We start from the raw sequence: 17,337 nt of genomic DNA on the forward strand, positions 1-17,337 counted from the left end.
AAATGCTGCCGAAAGGGCAGCAGGAAGAGGAATGAACATGAATATCGCAAGGAAAAGGGGGCGTGGGCTGTCGCTGGTCGCCGGCGTCGCCATGCTCGCCTCACCGGCCATCGCCGTCTCGGCCTCGGCCACCACGTCGGGAGACGACATCGTCATCAACGAGGTCTACGCACACGGCGGCGAACGGGGCGCCGCCTACTCCTCTCAGTTCGTCGAACTGTACAACCCGACGGCACATCCTATTTCGCTCAATGGGATGGTCCTCGGCGTCAACGTCCCCGATCACAAGGAGCTCAAGGGCCTGACGAAGCTCACGGGGACGATCGCGCCGAAGGGCCATTACCTCATCAAGGGCGTGAGCAACGGAGAGGACGGCAAACCGCTGCCCGCCGTCGACGCCCAGACCCCTCTGGGCATTCCCGCAAACGGCGCAGTGGTTCTGGCTCGGGGCGAGGAGGGCGTCGCCGCGGCCAACGGGAAGTCCGACTTGGCCGGAACCCCGGGTGTGATCGACGCCGTGGGATGGAGTCACGGCGACAGGAAGGAGACCGAGGCCATCGACAAGTGCGTGGAGAAGCGGTGCGTCACCGAGAGCTTGGCGTACAGCCGCGTCGACGGCCGTGACACGGACAACAACAAAGCCGACTTCACGGTCGCCGCGCCGACGCCGGTCAACTCCTCCGGCGAAGGCGCTGCGCAGCCCGAACCTTCGCCGTCGACGAGCCCTCAGCCGTCAGCACAACCTTCGCCGTCGACGAGCCCGACCACCCCGGGCTCCACAGCCTCGCCTTCCGCGACGTCCGGGGCTTCGACGTCCCCCGGCGGCGCGACCTCCGAGCCGGCCCAACCGAGCACCGATCCGACGGGCACGCTCGGAGCCGGAGGCGTGCAACAGGATCCGGAGGGCAGGCCGTATACCGATCCCTGCCAGAAAGCGGGCACGTGCAACGTCTTCTTCATCAACAGCCTTACCAAGTACTACAGAGAATACGGGATGATCACGGTCAAGGGCGACGTCGTCGCAGGCAACTTCTTCGGCACCGGCTATGACACCGTGGCCGTGCGCCAGGGTGAGAAGTTCACCCTTTACGAGTCGAGGAGGTCGGATTCGAAGACGAAGACCTTCACCTTCACGGGCGGCGGCACCGGCCAGGTGCTCGCCGGAGACTTCAACGGCGACGGCAAGGACGACCTCGCCGTCAAGAACGGGAACGTCTTCTCCATCAAGTACGATCTGACGACCTCCGGTCCCGCCGACGCGACGGTCACCTACGGGCGGCCCGACGACGTCGGCCTCGCTGGCGACTGGGACGGCGACGGCAAGGACACGCTGGGCGTACGCCGCGGGAACATGAACTACCTGCGCAACAGCCTCTCCGGAGGCAAGGCCGACGTTGCTTACGCCTACGGGCGCGCCACCGATACCGCCGTCGCCGGCGACTGGGACGCCGACGGCAAAGACTCCGTGTGGGTCCGCCGCGGCAACGTCCTATACGTGCGCGACGTGCTCCAAGGCGGCGACGCCGACCTGACGCTCGCCTACGGGCGCGCTACCGACAAACTGATCGTGGGCGACTGGGAGAAGGACAAAACCGACACCATCGGGCTGGTCAGGCAGTGAAGACCAGGGGGCGGTCGTACCATTGACCTTGCCGATTGTGCGAGGCGCTGCGCGCCGTATCGCATTCTCGGGTCATGGAACGTACCGCCCCCGGGGCCGGATCGGGCGCACCCTTCGGTGCCGGGGAACACCCGCCCCTCGGGGCCCAAAGGAGGACCATTGCCGAACCATCCGGTGAACTCGGAGCTTCTCGCCTCGTTCGCCTCGGATTTCCGGGACGATCGCACTGCACGCATCGTCCAGAACGCCGTCGCCGAGACCGCGATTTCTAAGGTGGCGATCAACCGCGACGTCGTCAACTCGATCGACCCGTCGATGTCCGTGCGAGTCGACAAATGGCCGATCACCAACCAGAAGCGCTCCGGCCGCTGCTGGCTGTTCGCGGGACTGAACTCGCTCAAGCCGGCCGTCTACAAGCAGACCAAACTCGAGAGCTTCGAATTCTCGCAGAACTACCAGCATTTCTGGGACAAGCTCGAGAAAGCCAACTACTTCCTCACGTCGATGATCGACTTGGCGGACCGCCCACTCGACGACCGGACCGTCCACTACCTCCTCCACTATCCCATCGACGACGGCGGTCAGTGGAACATGTTCGCCGCGCTCGTCGAGAAGTACGGGGTCGTTCCGAAGTATGCGATGCCGGAGACCGAATCGTCCTCGAACACCGCGGAGATGAACCACACGCTTGAGATGCTGCTGCGCCGGGGAGCACGCGACGTCCGCGCGGCGGTGTCGGCAGGCGGGGACGCGCAGGCCGTCCGCGTGTCGGTGCTGCGGCAGGTCTACCGGGTCTTGGCGATCCACTTGGGCACGCCGCCCGAACGGTTCATCTGGCAGTGGCACGAGAAGGACGGTGACTTCCACCGCGAGGGCGAGTTCACGCCGCGCGAGTTCGCCGAACGCTATCTGCCCGATCTCGACCAGTACGTGTGCCTGGTCAACGATCCCCGTGAGACCTCGCCGTTCTACCGTTCCTTCACCGTCGACCGGCTCGGCAATGTGGTGGGGGCCAAGCCGGTCACCTATGTCAACGTGCCGATCGAGGTGATCCGCACGGCCGCCGTCGCCACCCTCGAAGCGGGCGATCCCGTGTGGATGGGGTGCGACACCGGCAAGCAGGCGGATCGCAATCGCGGATACTGGGACGGCAACCTCTACGAGTACGAAGTCACCTACGGCATCGATCTGGCGATGACGAAGGCTGAGGAGCTCGAATACGGCGAGGCCATGATGACCCACGCGATGGTCTTCACCGGCGTCGACCTGGTGGACGGCGAGCCCCGCCGGTGGCGCGTCGAGAACTCGTGGGGCGACGAAATCGCCGACAAGGGCTTCAACACGATGAACGACTCCTGGTTCGACCAACACGTCTTCGAGGTCGCGATCCGCAAAGACCGCCTGCCCGCCGACGTCCTGGCCGTTCTGGACACCGAGCCGATCGTCCTGCCCGCCTGGGACCCCATGGGCTCACTCGCATGAGGCCTGTGAGGCCCCGGCCGGCAGCCGGTAGGTGCTTAGAAGCCACAACGCGTGCCTGAGGCCGAGATTGTAGCGTACGCGATGCGGCGCTCACCGCACCTCGATGCCGGGAGGCACACGGGCGGGTGTGCTCGGTGACGCCCTGGCTGGGCGCCGCGCGGGGCGGCACGATCCGTCGAGTTGGATGTGGGGTGGGCTTCTGAGCCCACCCCACACGGCGTTCGTCAGGTGTGGCGACCGGCGTCGGCGATCGGTGCGAAGTGCGCCCTGACGGCTGCGGCCAGGTCCATCGGCGAAACGTCGATGGACAGGTCCCGCCTGCCGCCTGAGACGAGCACGGTGGGGAGCTCCCGCGCCGATTCGTCGATGACGATCGGGCTGGACGTGCGCTGGCCGAGCGGCGAGATGCCGCCGGTGACATAGCCGGTGAGTCGCTCGGCGTCCTGCGCCTGCATCATGCAGGCCTTCTTGCCTCCCACCGCTCTGGCGAGGGCTTTGAGATTGAGCATCCCGCTGGCCGGGACGACGGCGCACACCGGATCGCCGTCCACCTTCGCCATGAGGGTCTTGAATATCGTCGACGGATCGCGCTCGAGCACCCGCGCGGTGTCGAGGGCATAGCCTCCCTCCTGATGCTCGCTGTGCTGGACCTCCACCAGGGCATACTCCAGACCCGCTGCCTGAGCCGCATGGAGCGCGGGCGTCCCCGAAGGGCGATGCATCTTCTTCTTAGACACGCTTCGAGTCTATCGCGTCGATGGCGAGAATGGCTGTAGTGGACAGGCTTTCAACAGGCTAGAAACGCGCTGGCCTTATGTAATCACCAATCGCATTTAAGCGTCCGTCTTCGATTCCGCAATCCATCGCTTCGTCCAAGAGCTTCTGGATTTTCGAACCACGGCGCGAGTATCCGAAGAATTTCGAAGCGACTGCTCGCTGAATCTCATCCCGAGTCGCTCTTCGCAATGATCGTGTAACACTTATGATAGCATTAATAGTCTCAGCTAAACTCACAGAGTTATACCAACGCTGAGTGCCTCTGCGCACTCTGTAAGCTTTTCTGAATTTGTCGTATTTCTCGCCTGGAGGAAACACGGAACCATCACGTGGATCAATTGACAGACTAAGTGGGATTTTCCTGATGAGTTGGCGAAGCCTAGGCTCTGACACTCGTTCCAAACCGAGTTCTTGACCCGCGCGTTTGGCCAACCACCTTGCGGGCATGGGGCCCTCTGCTTCGAGGATGTCTCGAATGAGATCGCTGAATGTGCCATGTGAGGATGACACCGCGAAGTTGAAACCGTTGTCCAGATCCTCAACAGTGAGCCCGTAATTCGATCCATCGAATTTTGTAAAATTCTCGATGATAATAGTCGTATCATCAGTTTGATTAGAATTAGAGTTGATTTCATCAAATGAAATATTAATATTTGTTTTATTTATTTTTTCTTGCGATTTATTATTAGAAATTTCGATTTCATTGGTGTCATTCTTAGATTTCACTCCAATTATAGATTGAAATTCATGTAAAGCATTCCAGTTTGTGTTTTTATAATCATTAATTTTGAAGTCCGAATTTTCTATACTATTTTCAATATTAATTAATTTATTTTTATTATTAGACAATAAAATATGAGCAGAATTATTTTGAAGGACGGAAGAGGATGTTTGAAGCTCTTTTTGCTGTCGAATGCGATTTTGTGAAGCTTCCATAACCGCATTGTAGAGTCGGTTGACGACACTTTCTCTGTCTTCCAACCATTCTGGAAGCCATACGCGTTCAACAACAGGCCAACCCATGATTTGGTCCAGAACTGTCAATGGGAGGCCGTCTCTATCCACAACGGTCTTACGCTTATACCAAGATTCTCCGTCAAGCAATATAGCCATACATGGGTGATCAGGGTCTTCCGCAGAGGCCACTGCAAGATCGATCCGGAAATCGGAGATGCCGACGTCTGTCGACACGATAAGCCCCCGCTTTCGCAGCTCTTTGGCGATCTCATCCCGGTGGTTGTCGCGGTGGCTCCGTTTCCTCAAGTCGCCATCGGTGGACTCCGCGCCGTCACGAGCCGTAAGAAGATAGTCGCGCAGGTGCTTTATCCCTACGGAACTCGTATCGCCTACACGCAATTCCTCCGGTTCGAAACTGCAAAATAGGCGGATCTCGTGTCGTGCCCGTGTGATGGCGACATTGAGCCGACGCTCGCCACCAGCCTGCGAGAGGGGACCGAAATTGAGTGGAAGCGCACCTCTCTTGTTCTTGCTGAATGCAACAGAGAAGAAAATGACGTCACGCTCGTCCCCCTGGACGTTTTCAAGGTTTTTCACAAACAATCCATCGGGTGCTTCGAGGGCTTGGGTTATCCGTTCATCGTCTAGGTCTCGAAGCATTCTGTCGATAAGATCTCTCTGCTGGATGTTGAATGTGATGACTCCCAAAGATGGTCTTCTATCGGTTTCGGCGAAACGTGCTCGAATCGCCCTGACGATCGCCTTCGCCTCCTCAGGATTGGTTCGTTTTGCCCGACCTACGGAATCCCGCAGGAATTCGCCGTGAATCCGCTCGAAATGGAGGCCGGAACGTTTGTCTTCGGGCCGCGCGGGTCCCGGGAATGTCGAGAGACGACCTGCGTAATAGCGGTGATTCGAGAAGGCGATGAGCCCCTCGCTCTGACTGCGGTAATGCCATGACAGCCATTGGCGCGGCACCTGCGCATTGACGCACTCGCTCAGAATCGACTCTTCGTCGGCCACGGTGTCGCTGACGATCGCCTCCTCATCGATGGAAGTCTCAGCGACGGACGTGGGCGGCATCTGCTTGCTGTCTCCGACGACTACGACGGATTTTCCTCGGCCCATTGCGCCGATCGCGTCTGCGACCCGCACTTGGGAAGCTTCATCGAATACGACGATGTCGAACGGAGCGGTGTTTGCTGGGAAAAACTGGGCGACGGATGCAGGGCTCACTAGGACACATGGTGTAAGTTGAAGGATGATGTCTTCGAATTGTTCGAATAACTGCCGAATTTTCATCCCACCGCGCTGACGCGAGATTTCGCGTTTTAAGCGGCCGATTCGTCCGGCTTTCGAACCTGAATCAATCTTGCGTTTCTCTATGACACGTGCGGGTAAGACTTGAGCCATGTCAGCGCGGATCTCAGGGATGATGTTCATGAGATTGTCGATGTTCTTGCGTTGCGCCGTTAGATCGAAGGTTTCCATATGCTGGAGTTTTGTGCGTTCTTTCACAATAGCGTCGACGAGTGCGACTTCGAACTCGTTGTCGAGGATGTCGCAGCGTCGTCCTCCTTCGAGGATCGAATGTGCGAGATCGCCCAGGCCGAGTGGTTCTAAAGCCTCGACGGCGGCACTGAACTTCAACCAAGCCTGCAAAGAGGAATATGCGAGTTCCTCCGTTAAGAAGCCCGCCTCACGCTGAGACCAGCGAACGAGGAACGATTGGCCCCTCAGCCACACGTGGGTGTGGGGATTCTGAGAATCCATGTGGGAGGCTTTAACCAGTCCAGTCAGCGATGAGATGAGTTCCACAAGGGTCTGCCCGACTTGTGCGCATTGAGAGGTGCCTGCGATCGAATCCATGATGTTGCGGACAGCTCCGGGACGTTGGCTTTTGACAGCTTGATCGAGGCCCGAGGTAAGGATCCGGAATGTGTGTTCGCGCACTTGCGGATCGAACGGAGTCCATCCAGGTGGAAGGGAAATCCCCGTCAAATACTCAATGGAATGCCGAATGTCTTCGACGGCCCGGTGTGTCTTAGCCGTCTCGCGCAAATTGTCCGTCAGCTCGCTGAAAGCGACGTCGTCAATGCCTTGCGCGAGGAAGGGGATGATTTCCTCTGCTACGGCACGTCGTGCCTTCTTGCGGCCGAAGAGCCCCGCCGAATCCGCGGCGGCGGATCGCTCGATGAGACCATCGAGATCACAACCCAGGATTCCCATGTGAAAATGGGTACACCATTGTGGCATCGTCGAGAACTGCGGGCCTTTGAGGTCTGCAACGACTTCCTTTGCCATACGATGGGCTTCTGCATCGCGTAGACGTACCATGAGTTTCGGGTCAAGACCGGGCTGCTGGAGAATATTCGCCCAATCATCGATTTCATGCGTTTCAAGTCCCGCTTGGAGCAGTTCGGGAGTGAGTCCTACGGCGTTGAGCGCCTTCAAAGCGGTATCCAGGCGCTGTCCGAAGCGAACGACGGCTCCGGCGTCGATTCTCTCTGAAAGGGAACCTCGCACGAACCCCCACGGATGTTCGAAAACCGAGTGGACGTCCGAAGCCGACCGAGCGATGCGAGAGATCACAGACTTCGTCTTCTTGACGTCATCGGCGGTGCTGCGCGCGACGAACTCAATGGGAAGGGCGAAGCTCGAGGTGAATTCGCCGCGGAATCGAGCCGCCCTGTCATTGGCAGAGTACAGAGAGAGGCCAGCCCTGTTCGGTGCGTGTATCTTCTCGGCATAGGCATTGAGATCGGCGATGTACCTGCGAGCCTGGGTTTTCCGCATCTCGAAGATGTAGTCGATCTCGGGAGCCGGCAGCTCCAATGCATGTCCGAGTTTGCTCCGAAGGCGGGTGGGACGTGCCGTTCTGTCGTGAAGTTCGAGGACGAGATCCGCCAAACCGATCGACGCCATCCGCCTTTGCACGACTTCGAGCGCGGCCTTCTTCTCCGCGACGAACAGGACTTTCTTGCCTTCACGCATAGCGTGGGCGAGAAGATTCGTGATCGTCTGAGATTTGCCGGTGCCGGGAGGGCCCTCGAGCACGAATGTCCTGCCGGCGATCGCCTCGTTGATCGCGTGGAGTTGCGTCGCATCGGCCGAGATCGGTGAAATCATTCCAAGCCCGTCCAAATCGGCTCCCACGGGTTGATCGACGGGGTCTTCGAAGTCACCGGTTGGGTTGAACACCAGGTGATTGACCAGCGGATTCCTGGCGAGGTCTTCCCAGTGTTGGTCCAGGTCCCGCCACATGCCGAATTTGGCGAACTGCAGGATGGACAACGAGGCGCGCTCTTCGACGACGGCGTCGATTCGCGCTGCGATCAGAGCCTCGCGCAAGGTGTTGAAAACGGCATGGAGGTCTATCCCCGATTGGTCTTCAACTGGATCTTCGAATTCGGGAATCTTCAGTCCGAACTGCACGAACAGTTTTTCCAAGAGGCAAAAATTCGGTGTTGAAACACCTGACTCATCTATCGAGATGCTGAAAGATCGTCCCCTATTTCGCGTTGTCAGTGTAACGGGCACCAAGACCAATGGAGAGATGAGCTTTCTGGCATCTATTTGCCATCTTAAGATTCCGAATGTGAGATAAAGATTATTATTTCCTGTCTCTTCGATTATCGTTCGCATATTTCGACGAAGAATTGTCAAACGTCGGCCGTAAGCCGCTTCTGTAGCGGATACGTAAACGTCGTTTTCTTCGAAAAGGCTCTCGCGCAGCATCTCCTGCGGTAGATCGAAGGCCGATCGGATCCCGCGTTTTTTCTGCAAAGCGGAGATGTCGTCGGCTGCTCGCAAGCTCACTGCACGCCCCGAGCTCATGAGATCTTCGAAACGTGCAAGATCTCCATCGGGAATAGCTAGATGTAAAGCGTCGCTTTCTCGATAGTTGATAAGTTTATTGCGCAAGCTCAGATCTAAAAGAGTGTTTTTCCACTGTCTAACTCTTGGCGGGAGAGTTTTGCATTCTCCGTTTCGTTTTACTCCGTCATATTGTGTGTGTAAGTCATTAAAGTTGCGTCGAGAGTCCAAGCTGTATTCTTGGATAATGACTTGACCGTCACCATTCACTGTTCTGGAGGGCAAGGGAAGGATTCTCGTGTGCCTGGCGCGGATGACGTCTAGAATGCCGAGATGATCGATTCCATCGATCTCGTGGAGGCGTCGTTGGCCTTCGGCGGATGCCTGCTCGAAAGTTGCAGCCTCGGGACCCCCGGCGAACGACGTCGCTTCAACCATGACGATCTCTCCCAAATCGACCCGATTGATGAGTTCTTCGAGTTGAGTGTCGACGGCGACGTCCATCATCCGCTCGACTCGCCAGTAGCCGAACAGCGCATGGCCGTTGATCACCCAGACAAGGGGATGAATCCCTAATTGTTCGAGCAGACCGGCCATCGCCAGCGATAGATCGAGACACGTACCCATGCGGTTGGAGAGTACTTGGGCTACAGGACGGATCTTCTGGCCGGGCCCACTCCAGCTCGCAGGAGGCTCGGTATACCGGATATCGCGGGCGACGAGTGCGTCGTAAGCTGCATGAACGGTTTCGTCTACACGATCGCGGTCCATCGACTGATAGCCGTCGAGTGCTGAACGCCCAGTGCGTTCCCTGAGAAGATCCGACACTTGAAGCTGAAGCCCTTGCAGGTCCGATGCGTTCGGCTGGACGAAGGCTGCGAGCATCTCCAGGCCGAGCTGAAGCGGACTAGCCACCCACTGATTGCTGGCGAGAACGCGGACGCTTTTGGCCTCCTCTCCGATGGTCACACCTTCATCGTCGGTGAGCTCGACGTGAAGCGTTCCCATGGTCTCTTCATCCAACGAGTGCATGACCACACCGTCCAGCTTGACCGCGATGTCACGCAAATGCGTCGGGCTGTCGGGGATCAGATCGATTTTTCGTCGGAAATCCTCAGTGATCGTGCCGACGGGAGTGGAAATCCAGATTCGTATCTCAGCGCCCTGGTATTCGCGGGAAGCGCCTGAGATTACTACGTCTGAAGCAACCGAAACTGCATTGTGCGCGAGAGCATAGCTGACAACTTTCAATGAATCAATATGGATGGATGTATTGATGTTTCGATTTTTATTATTAGTTTTATAGTTATCTGATAAGTTTGATTGTCTTGATTCATTATCTAAATTGATATTTTCAATTTTTATTTGTTTTAAGTCAGTTGAATGGGACTCTGTTGCCATACGTGTGAGATTATCGATTGTTTGTTGAGGGTTTCTGAGCGGCCGTGAAGGACCATCAAAAGTGAGGGCGTCTCGATCGATTAGATTTCTGCCTCTTCGGCTCTTCCTCATCGAATGCGCCTCGGCACTGGCCGCCGAATTCCCTGTGGTGCGTGAAGGTCCTGCCGGCCCGTCTGAGTATTCCATTGTCTGTTCCTCCCGTGAGCGTCGGTGGCCTGTGAGCAAAGATAATAGCACCGGACTCCGATACCGACGGGGCGTCGTCCGCGGCCGAGAGGCCGGGGCATTTCGGAATGAGTTACGTTACGGGCTGCCGCCCTGCCCCGAAGAGCTCGAATCGATGAAACCGCTCGCCAATAGGCTGGTTCTCGGCGGGGCGAACTCGCCGAGAACCAGCCTGGGTTGTCGTCCTCCGTCGATCCGGGGTCTTGGGAGGGCGCCTATATATGCCTTACGCTTTACGCAGTCTGAGCGAGTTGCCGACCACGATCACCGAGGAGCTGGCCATGGCCGCCGCTGCCAGGCCCGGGACGATCACACCGAAGACGGCCAACGGAATGGCGATTACGTTGTAACCGAACGCCCACACCAGATTCTCCTTGATGATCCGGAGGGTTCGGGCCGAGATCCTCAACGCCGCGCCGATCGTGCGCACGTCGGAATTCACGATCGTCACATCCGAGGCGGCTTTGGCCACGTCGGTCCCCGATCCCATGGCGATCGACAGGTCGGCTCCGGCCAGGGCGGCGGCGTCGTTCACACCGTCTCCCACCATCGCGACCGTCCTGCCTTCGGCGTGGAGGCCTTCGACGACGGCGAGCTTGCCCTCGGGCAGGACGCCCGCCCGAACGTCGTCGACGCCTGCTTGTGCGGCGATGGCACGTGCCGTCGCCTCATTGTCGCCGGTCACGAGAATCGGCCTCAGGCCTAGGTCCTTGAGCTCCGCGACGGCTTCGGGGGTCTCGGTGCGGAGGGTGTCGCGCACGGCGAAGATCCCCAGAAGCCTCCCGTCGAGGCTGACGCCCACAAGGCTCGCTCCGGCCTCGGAAGGCGCCGCCGCGGCGGTAGCGGCCAGGCCGTGCGAACCGTCGGCGCCCTCCGGTGCGGCCATATCCGCTGCATCCGCGCTTTCGTCTCGGCACCTGACCCCGAGCGACTCGAGCCATGTCAGGCTTCCGGCGTGAACGACTCGGCCGTCCACCCGGCCGGAGATCCCGTGACCGGCCGCCGCCGCGGCATCGACCACCGGCGTGGGGGCTATGCTGCGTTCCCGGGCGTAGTCGACGATCGCCCTGGCGATGGGATGCTCGGAGCCGCGTTCGATCCCGGCTGCCAGAGCCACGAGCTCGTCCATGTCCCCGTCCAGAAGCCGGACGTCGGCGACGCCCATGGCCCCGGTCGTGATCGTCCCGGTCTTGTCGAAGATGATCGTGTCCGCGGCGTGGGCGCTCTCCAGGATCTCGGGGCCCTTGATGAGAGCCCCCAGCTTCGAGGCGCGCCCCGACCCCACCAGCAGGGCGGTCGGCGTCGCCAAACCGAGGGCACACGGGCAGGCGACCACCAACACGGTGATCGCGCTGGCCAGAGCCATCTCCAGCGGGTTGCCGAGGGCTAGGCGGACCGCGAAGGTCGCCGCCGCGATCGCGATGACCGCAGGCACGAAGACGGCCGAAATGCGGTCGGCGATCCGCTGGACGGGGGCCTTGCCCGTCTGCGCCTCCGTCAGAAGCCGCCCCATCTGGGCGAGGGTCGTCTCCTCGCCCACGCGCGTGGCCCGGACCGTCAGCACACCGTAGGTGTTGACAGTCGCTCCCGTCACGCTCGCCCCCGCGCTGACGTCGACCGGAACCGACTCGCCGGTCAGGAGCGAGGCGTCGACGGCCGAGGCGCCGTCGAGGACCACGCCGTCGGTTGCCACCTTCTCTCCCGGGCGGACGAGGAACTCGTCTCCGACCTCGATGCTCCCGGCTTCCACGACCTCCTCGACGGCGGTGCCGTCGGCCCGGCGCACGCGCGTCGCCTCCTGCGCTCCGAGCGAGAGAAGCGACCTCAGCGCGTCGCCGGCCGAACGCCGCGACCGCGCCTCCAGCCACCTCCCCAGCAGCAGGAAGGTCACGATCATCGCGGCGGTCTCGAAGTACAGGTGCGGCCGGCCCGCGTGCCCGAGGCCGTGGATGCCCGTCATGTGCATTGTGTAGCCGAACTCTCCGGCCCCGCCGACCAGCAGGGCCCACAGGCTCCACCCCATGGAGGCGACGATGCCCAGCGAGACCAGAGTGTCCATCGTCGTCGAGCCGTGCCGGCCTGCCCGCCACGCCGCCCGGTGGAACGGCCAGGCGCACCACAGAGCGACCGGGACCGACAGCGCCCCGAGGAACCACTGCCAACCGGAGAACTGCCAGGCCGGCGTCATGGAAACCGCGACGATCGGCGCCGACAGAGCCAGAGAGACGAAGAAACGACGCCGGAGGTCGGCCACGCGGGCGGACGAGGCCCGAGCGGCGGCGGCTTCCGCTTCGGCGGCGTCCACACCGGCGGACGCCTCACGCTGCCCGTCGGCTCCCACTCGGATGCGGCGCAGCACCGTGGCACCGTACCCGGCCTTCACCACCGTTCCGACGAGGATCGAATCCTCGACGTCTTCGGCCTGCGGTGACAGCTCGACGCGAGCCTTCTCCGTCGCTAAGTTGACGACCGCCGTGACTCCCGGAAGCTTGCCCAGCTTCTTCTCGACCCGGGCGACGCACGAGGCGCAGGTCATCCCCGAGATCGCCAGTTCGACCTCGACGGCCGGGGCCGCGGAGCCGTCAGTCTGAAGGGAGGCGTCCTGGCGGGACGTGAGGGGCAGGGCGGGCGCAGCGCCCCCGGAACCAGGGGCTCGACCTGTGGCTTCGAGAGGATCATCGACCATTCTCGTTTCCTTCTCTTTTGAGTTCGGCGCATGGCACCGGATCGTCCTGTGCCGCTTCCGGGGCTGACCGGGTGGAAGCCGGCCAGCCCCGGGTGGGGCATCAGCGCACGACGGATTCCAGGGTGTAATCGCCCGCTTCGGAGACCGCCTCGCGCAGGGTCTCGTCGGGGATGTCGTTGTTCGTGTACACGAGCACTTTCGAGACACCGCCCTTGGCGAGGGTGACCGAGACGTTGACGACGCCGTCGAGGGCCTCCAGCTCCTCGGTCACGTGAGTCACGCAGTGCCCGCAGGTCAGGCCTGTGACGCCGAGCTCGATGGTGCGGTCGAATGCCATGGATACTCTCCTTTACTAGTGACGTTGGGGTAAACGTACGACGGAGCGGAATATTTCTGGTGAAAAAGTGGCGAAGCAGCCACCCGTCGATCCGACTGGAACGGGCCTACTGCGCGTGAGCCGGGTGGATGGCTCCGCCTTCAGGATCCGGCCTGCCGTGCGCGCGTAGGAGGATCCAACGGCCCCGGACCGGCTCAGCCGAAACGCTGCGCCGCCCAGTCGGGAATCGATTCACGGGGGAAGAACGTCAGTTCCTCCTCCCAGTCGTGAGAGGTGATGGCGTCCGCGAACGGCGGTTCGTCCTCGAATTCGAGGTTGACGATTGACTCGCCGTCGGGCCTGCACTCCAGGATCAAAGTCAGCGGCGCACCCCGGTGGAGGTTGGCGTGGGTGGCTTTGAGCCGTCCCATGTACTGTACGAGGGCGGTCGGAAGATCGGGCGAGGGAACGGATTCCCCCTCGACCATCGCACTGGCGGTGAAATTCACCCGTGTGCCGACGATCTGCATGACGATCCTGGCCTCGGACCATCCGTGCGGGGCCGTCATGCCCACGATCGAATGGATCTCGCGCGTGAGCATGCCCGGATTGTCGTTGCTGCGCTCCTGGGTGGGGACCAGGGTTATCGCCTCGCGGTCCGCCATGTCCCAGGACATCGTCCGCACTTCGCGGGTCTGCTCGTCTGTGATGTCCTCGGAGGGGGCGTTGACCAGGTAGACGCCCGGCCCGTAGCGGTGGAAGCCCTTGCCTTGGGCGTACAGGCCGTCCACGAACACTGCCACGGCCTGAGCGTAGAGAGTGCTATCTTCGTCGCGCATGAGGCGGACGAGCCTGCAGGGGATCTCGCTGACCCTGCCGAGCAGCTCGTTCTCGTAGATGTCGAGGCCATCGTGGTACTCGATTCGCTTCGCCCATAGGCCCGAGGGGAGCCTCTCGAAGCCCTCCTCCGGGGGTTCGCTGGGGAAGACGAGCGTGACCGCGTCGGGAATGGGACCCTGCGCCTCGACCTCGACCGGGACGATGCCCCAGTCCCGGTCGACGACCGGGCCGATGAGTTGGGAGGGGGCCTCGGCCTGGAAGGTTCCCTTCGCCAAGGTCTCCCACCCCCAGGCGATGCCGTGGTAGACGCCGCGCAGCTCCGGTGTCCGGTTCCCGGGGTGGAAGCGCCACAGTTTGGCTCCCGCAGCCAGACGGGCCGGCTCGATCCACATGAGCGGCGTCTCCACGCCGGCCGCCTCCGCGATCCCCGTGCCGTCGTACGGCGGATATTCGGTGATGCCGCCCAGGAAGCTGTCGGGATGCAACGCGCCGACTGCACGGCGTACGTGGACGAAGGGGTGCGCGGGAGCGTGGAGGACGTCGATGGGCTCGTCGGGCGAGAAGAGCGAATACTCACCCGAACACTGGAAGAGGTCGATGAGGTCGGCGACCTCCGTGACGTTCTGGGCATCTCCGGCGTTCACGGCCAGTCCGAAGAAATGGTCGAATCCGCCGTCCAAATACGTTTCTGCTTGGAGTTCGGTTATCAATTGTTGGTAGACGACGCTCATGGCGATTCCCTGGATGTATAGATCGGCCCGGCATCCCGTGGTGCCTTGGTCTTCACTCTACAGCTGAAAATCGCCGTTGTCGCCGGATAATGGACGAATGGGGACTATTGCAATACCCCGTGGAGTCTATTCCAACATCCTGGACGCTCACTCGGAGACGTCTGCACTCTTGGCGTTGCGATTCGCCCGCAGACGAAGTGCAACCCACACGATGAGGGCGAGGACCACGAGAACGATGACGATTTTCGTGAAGACGCTGATGTAGCCCTCCACTTTGGTCCAGTTGCTGCCGAGTGCATAGCCGGCGTAGATGAGGACGGTGTTCCAGATGGCCGATCCTGCGGTCGTCAAAGCAGTGAACTTCCAGAAGGCCATGCGCGTCACGCCCGCCGGTATCGATATCAGCGATCGGAAGATGGGGATCATGCGGCCGAAGAACACCGTCCACATGCCCCGGCGGTCGAAGAACGCCTCCGTGCGCTCGATGTCCTCCGTCCTGACCAGGGGGAGTTTGCCCATGAGCCAGCGGGTGCGCTCGCGGCCCAGGAGCACCCCGACCCCGTAGAGAGCCCAGGCCCCGATGACCGAGCCGGCCGTGCACCACAGGATCGCGCCGATCAAAGTGAAGTTGCCGGAATTCGAGCCGGCTGAGAATCCGGTCAGAGGCAGGATCACCTCTGAGGGCAGTGGAGGGAAGAGATTCTCCAGCGCGATGAGCGAGGCGGCTCCCAGGCCGCCGAGCCTGTCGATGACGTCAACCGCCCAGCCGGCGAAGCCGGAGAGGCCCTGCGGATCCGTCGAGGCCGCCGCGGCTATGAATCGAATCAAGGTGTCTCCTTATGCTCGTTTAGCTCAACGCTGACTGAATGCCTTGAACAGTTTCGCATCCGCGCTTGAGGAATGCCTCGCATTCGCGTGTGATGCTTGTCCCTCCACCATGGGCGTGCCCGACGCCGAGGACTCCGACGAAGGGAGGCGGTTCGACTGACGCTCGCTGGCCAGGCGTCTCCGGTCAGCTCCGGGGCCGGCTACTCCGGTTGGCCGGCTTTGTCCAGGTATGCCACGAGTTGGGCGGCCAGGCCCGTGTAGGCGCCGGGCGTCAGCGAAGAGAGCCGGGCGGCGACGTCGTCGGGCATGCCGAGGGACGCGATCGCTTCGCGCATGTCCTGGGCTGTGACCGTTCGCCCGCGCGTCAGTTCCTTGAGGCGCTCGTAGGCGTTGCCCATGCCGGTCGCCCCCGCCAGGCCCGCGGCGCGCATCGCCTGCTGGATCGGCTCGGCCAGGACCTCCCACGAGGCGTCCAGATCCGCGGCGAGCTTCGCAGGGTTCGGCTCGACGCCGGCCAGGCCGCGGACGAGGTTGTCGAAGGCCAGAAGCGAATGCCCCAGCGCCGCGCCGACATTGCGCTGGGTCGTCGAATCCGTGAGGTCGCGCTGCATCCGGGACGTCACGAGCGTGGCGGCCAGCGTCTCCAGCAGAGCCGAGGATATCTCCAGGTTCGCCTCCGCGTTCTCGAAGCGGATCGGGTTGACCTTGTGAGGCATCGTCGAGGAGCCGGTCGACCCTTGAGCCGCCAGCCTCTGGTGGAAGTAGTCCAGCGAGATGTAGGTCCACATGTCGGTCGCCAGATTGTGCGCGATCCGGTTGGCGTGGGCGACGTCGGCGTACAGGTCGGCCTGCCAGTCGTGCGGCTCGATCTGCGTGGTGAGCGGATTCCACACCAATCCCAGGCTCTCGACGAAGGCCCGGGAGAGCGCCGGCCAGTCGGCTTCCGGGACCGCGACGACGTGGGCGCCGAAGGTCCCCGTCGCACCGTTGAGCTTGCCCAGGTACTCGGCGCCCTGGACGCGGCGGATCTGCCGCGACAGCCGTGCGGCGAAGACGGCCATCTCCTTGCCGACCGTCGTCGGAGTGGCCGTCTGCCCGTGCGTGTGGGAGAGCATGGGCAGGCCGGCGTGCTGACGCGCCAGAGCCGCCAGGGCGTCGGCCAGGGCTCGGGCTGCGGGAAGCCACACCTGCTCGATCGCCCCCTTGATGCACAGCGCATAGGCGAGATTGTTGACGTCTTCGCTCGTGCAGAAGGCGTGGACCATGTCGCTCAGAGCCGGCAGGACCGTTGCAGGGCCGAGGGTGGCCGGCGCTGCGTCGAGACGCCATCTGATGAAGTATTCGACCGCCTTGACGTCGTGGCGGGTCTCCGACTCGATCGCGGCGAGTTCTGCCACCTCGGCCTGTCCGAACGAGGTGGGGATGGACCGCAGGAAGCGCGTGTCGTCTTTGTCGACGACCGGAGCGCCGGGGACGACGCCTTCGCGGGACAGGAAGATGAGCCACTCGATCTCGACTCGGATGCGTTCGCGATTGAGGGCGGCTTCGGAAAGATAGGCGGTCAGCGGGGTGGTGGTGGCGCGGTAGCGTCCGTCGAGGGGGCCGAGAGCGAAAGTCATGCGGATATTGTTCCACGGTCATGGCGAGGGATACCCAT

The 17,337-nt window shown here is 61.5% G+C and carries 9 protein-coding genes; 2 read left to right on the plus strand and 7 right to left on the minus strand.

All coding sequences use genetic code 11. The features are described 5' to 3' along the window. The first annotated feature begins 37 nt into the window (after positions 1 to 37). Positions 38 to 1,621 (plus strand): lamin tail domain-containing protein, encoded by a 1,584-nt coding sequence (locus tag HMPREF0043_RS09035; protein WP_198010322.1) that lies wholly within the window; start codon positions 38 to 40, stop codon positions 1,619 to 1,621. Positions 1,622 to 1,780: 159 nt separating this feature from the next. Then, complete coding sequence (locus HMPREF0043_RS09040) at positions 1,781 to 3,103, plus strand: aminopeptidase C (RefSeq protein ID WP_156897571.1); 1,323 nt, start codon at positions 1,781 to 1,783, stop codon at positions 3,101 to 3,103. 224 nt (positions 3,104 to 3,327) lie between these two features. Here HMPREF0043_RS09040 and ybaK read toward each other — a convergent pair whose 3' ends face one another. The 7 genes from ybaK to purB form a co-directional block, all read right to left on the minus strand. Further along, positions 3,328 to 3,840 carry a Cys-tRNA(Pro) deacylase gene (ybaK, locus tag HMPREF0043_RS09045; protein WP_040318249.1) on the minus strand — a complete coding sequence of 171 codons (513 nt, stop codon included), beginning with the start codon at positions 3,838 to 3,840 and terminating at the stop codon, positions 3,328 to 3,330. Between the two features lie 58 nt (positions 3,841 to 3,898). Next, on the minus strand, positions 3,899 to 10,054 hold the full coding sequence (locus HMPREF0043_RS10815; protein WP_198010323.1) for a DUF4011 domain-containing protein: 6,156 nt from the start codon (positions 10,052 to 10,054) through the stop codon (positions 3,899 to 3,901). 451 nt (positions 10,055 to 10,505) lie between these two features. Continuing rightward, a complete protein-coding gene (locus HMPREF0043_RS09080; RefSeq protein ID WP_021602750.1) occupies positions 10,506 to 12,965 on the minus strand; it encodes a heavy metal translocating P-type ATPase in 2,460 nt (819 codons plus the stop codon). Between the two features lie 100 nt (positions 12,966 to 13,065). Continuing rightward, positions 13,066 to 13,302 carry a heavy-metal-associated domain-containing protein gene (locus HMPREF0043_RS09085; protein ID WP_021602751.1) on the minus strand — a complete coding sequence of 79 codons (237 nt, stop codon included), beginning with the start codon at positions 13,300 to 13,302 and terminating at the stop codon, positions 13,066 to 13,068. A 194-nt stretch (positions 13,303 to 13,496) separates the two neighbouring features. Further along, positions 13,497 to 14,852 carry a hypothetical protein gene (locus tag HMPREF0043_RS09090; protein ID WP_021602752.1) on the minus strand — a complete coding sequence of 452 codons (1,356 nt, stop codon included), beginning with the start codon at positions 14,850 to 14,852 and terminating at the stop codon, positions 13,497 to 13,499. Between the two features lie 147 nt (positions 14,853 to 14,999). Then, positions 15,000 to 15,680, minus strand: coding sequence for a DedA family protein (locus HMPREF0043_RS09095; protein WP_021602753.1), 681 nt, complete (start codon positions 15,678 to 15,680; stop codon positions 15,000 to 15,002). A gap of 200 nt (positions 15,681 to 15,880) precedes the next feature. After that, positions 15,881 to 17,299 carry an adenylosuccinate lyase gene (purB, locus tag HMPREF0043_RS09100; RefSeq protein WP_021602754.1) on the minus strand — a complete coding sequence of 473 codons (1,419 nt, stop codon included), beginning with the start codon at positions 17,297 to 17,299 and terminating at the stop codon, positions 15,881 to 15,883. Positions 17,300 to 17,337 lie beyond the last annotated feature (38 nt).

The sequence above is a fragment of the Actinobaculum sp. oral taxon 183 str. F0552 genome, assembly GCF_000466165.1.
Classification (GTDB): domain Bacteria; phylum Actinomycetota; class Actinomycetes; order Actinomycetales; family Actinomycetaceae; genus Peptidiphaga.

Bases quoted from the DNA above. Each gene is read 5' to 3' on its own strand.
- HMPREF0043_RS09035 (WP_198010322.1), top strand. From the start codon at position 38: ATGAATATCGCAAGGAAAAGGGGGCGTGGGCTGTCGCTGGTCGCCGGC.
- HMPREF0043_RS10815 (WP_198010323.1), bottom strand. From the start codon at position 10,054: ATGGCAACAGAGTCCCATTCAACTGACTTAAAACAAATAAAAATTGAA.
- HMPREF0043_RS09080 (WP_021602750.1), bottom strand. From the start codon at position 12,965: ATGGTCGATGATCCTCTCGAAGCCACAGGTCGAGCCCCTGGTTCCGGG.
- HMPREF0043_RS09085 (WP_021602751.1), bottom strand. From the start codon at position 13,302: ATGGCATTCGACCGCACCATCGAGCTCGGCGTCACAGGCCTGACCTGC.
- HMPREF0043_RS09090 (WP_021602752.1), bottom strand. From the start codon at position 14,852: ATGAGCGTCGTCTACCAACAATTGATAACCGAACTCCAAGCAGAAACG.
- purB (WP_021602754.1), bottom strand. From the start codon at position 17,299: ATGACTTTCGCTCTCGGCCCCCTCGACGGACGCTACCGCGCCACCACC.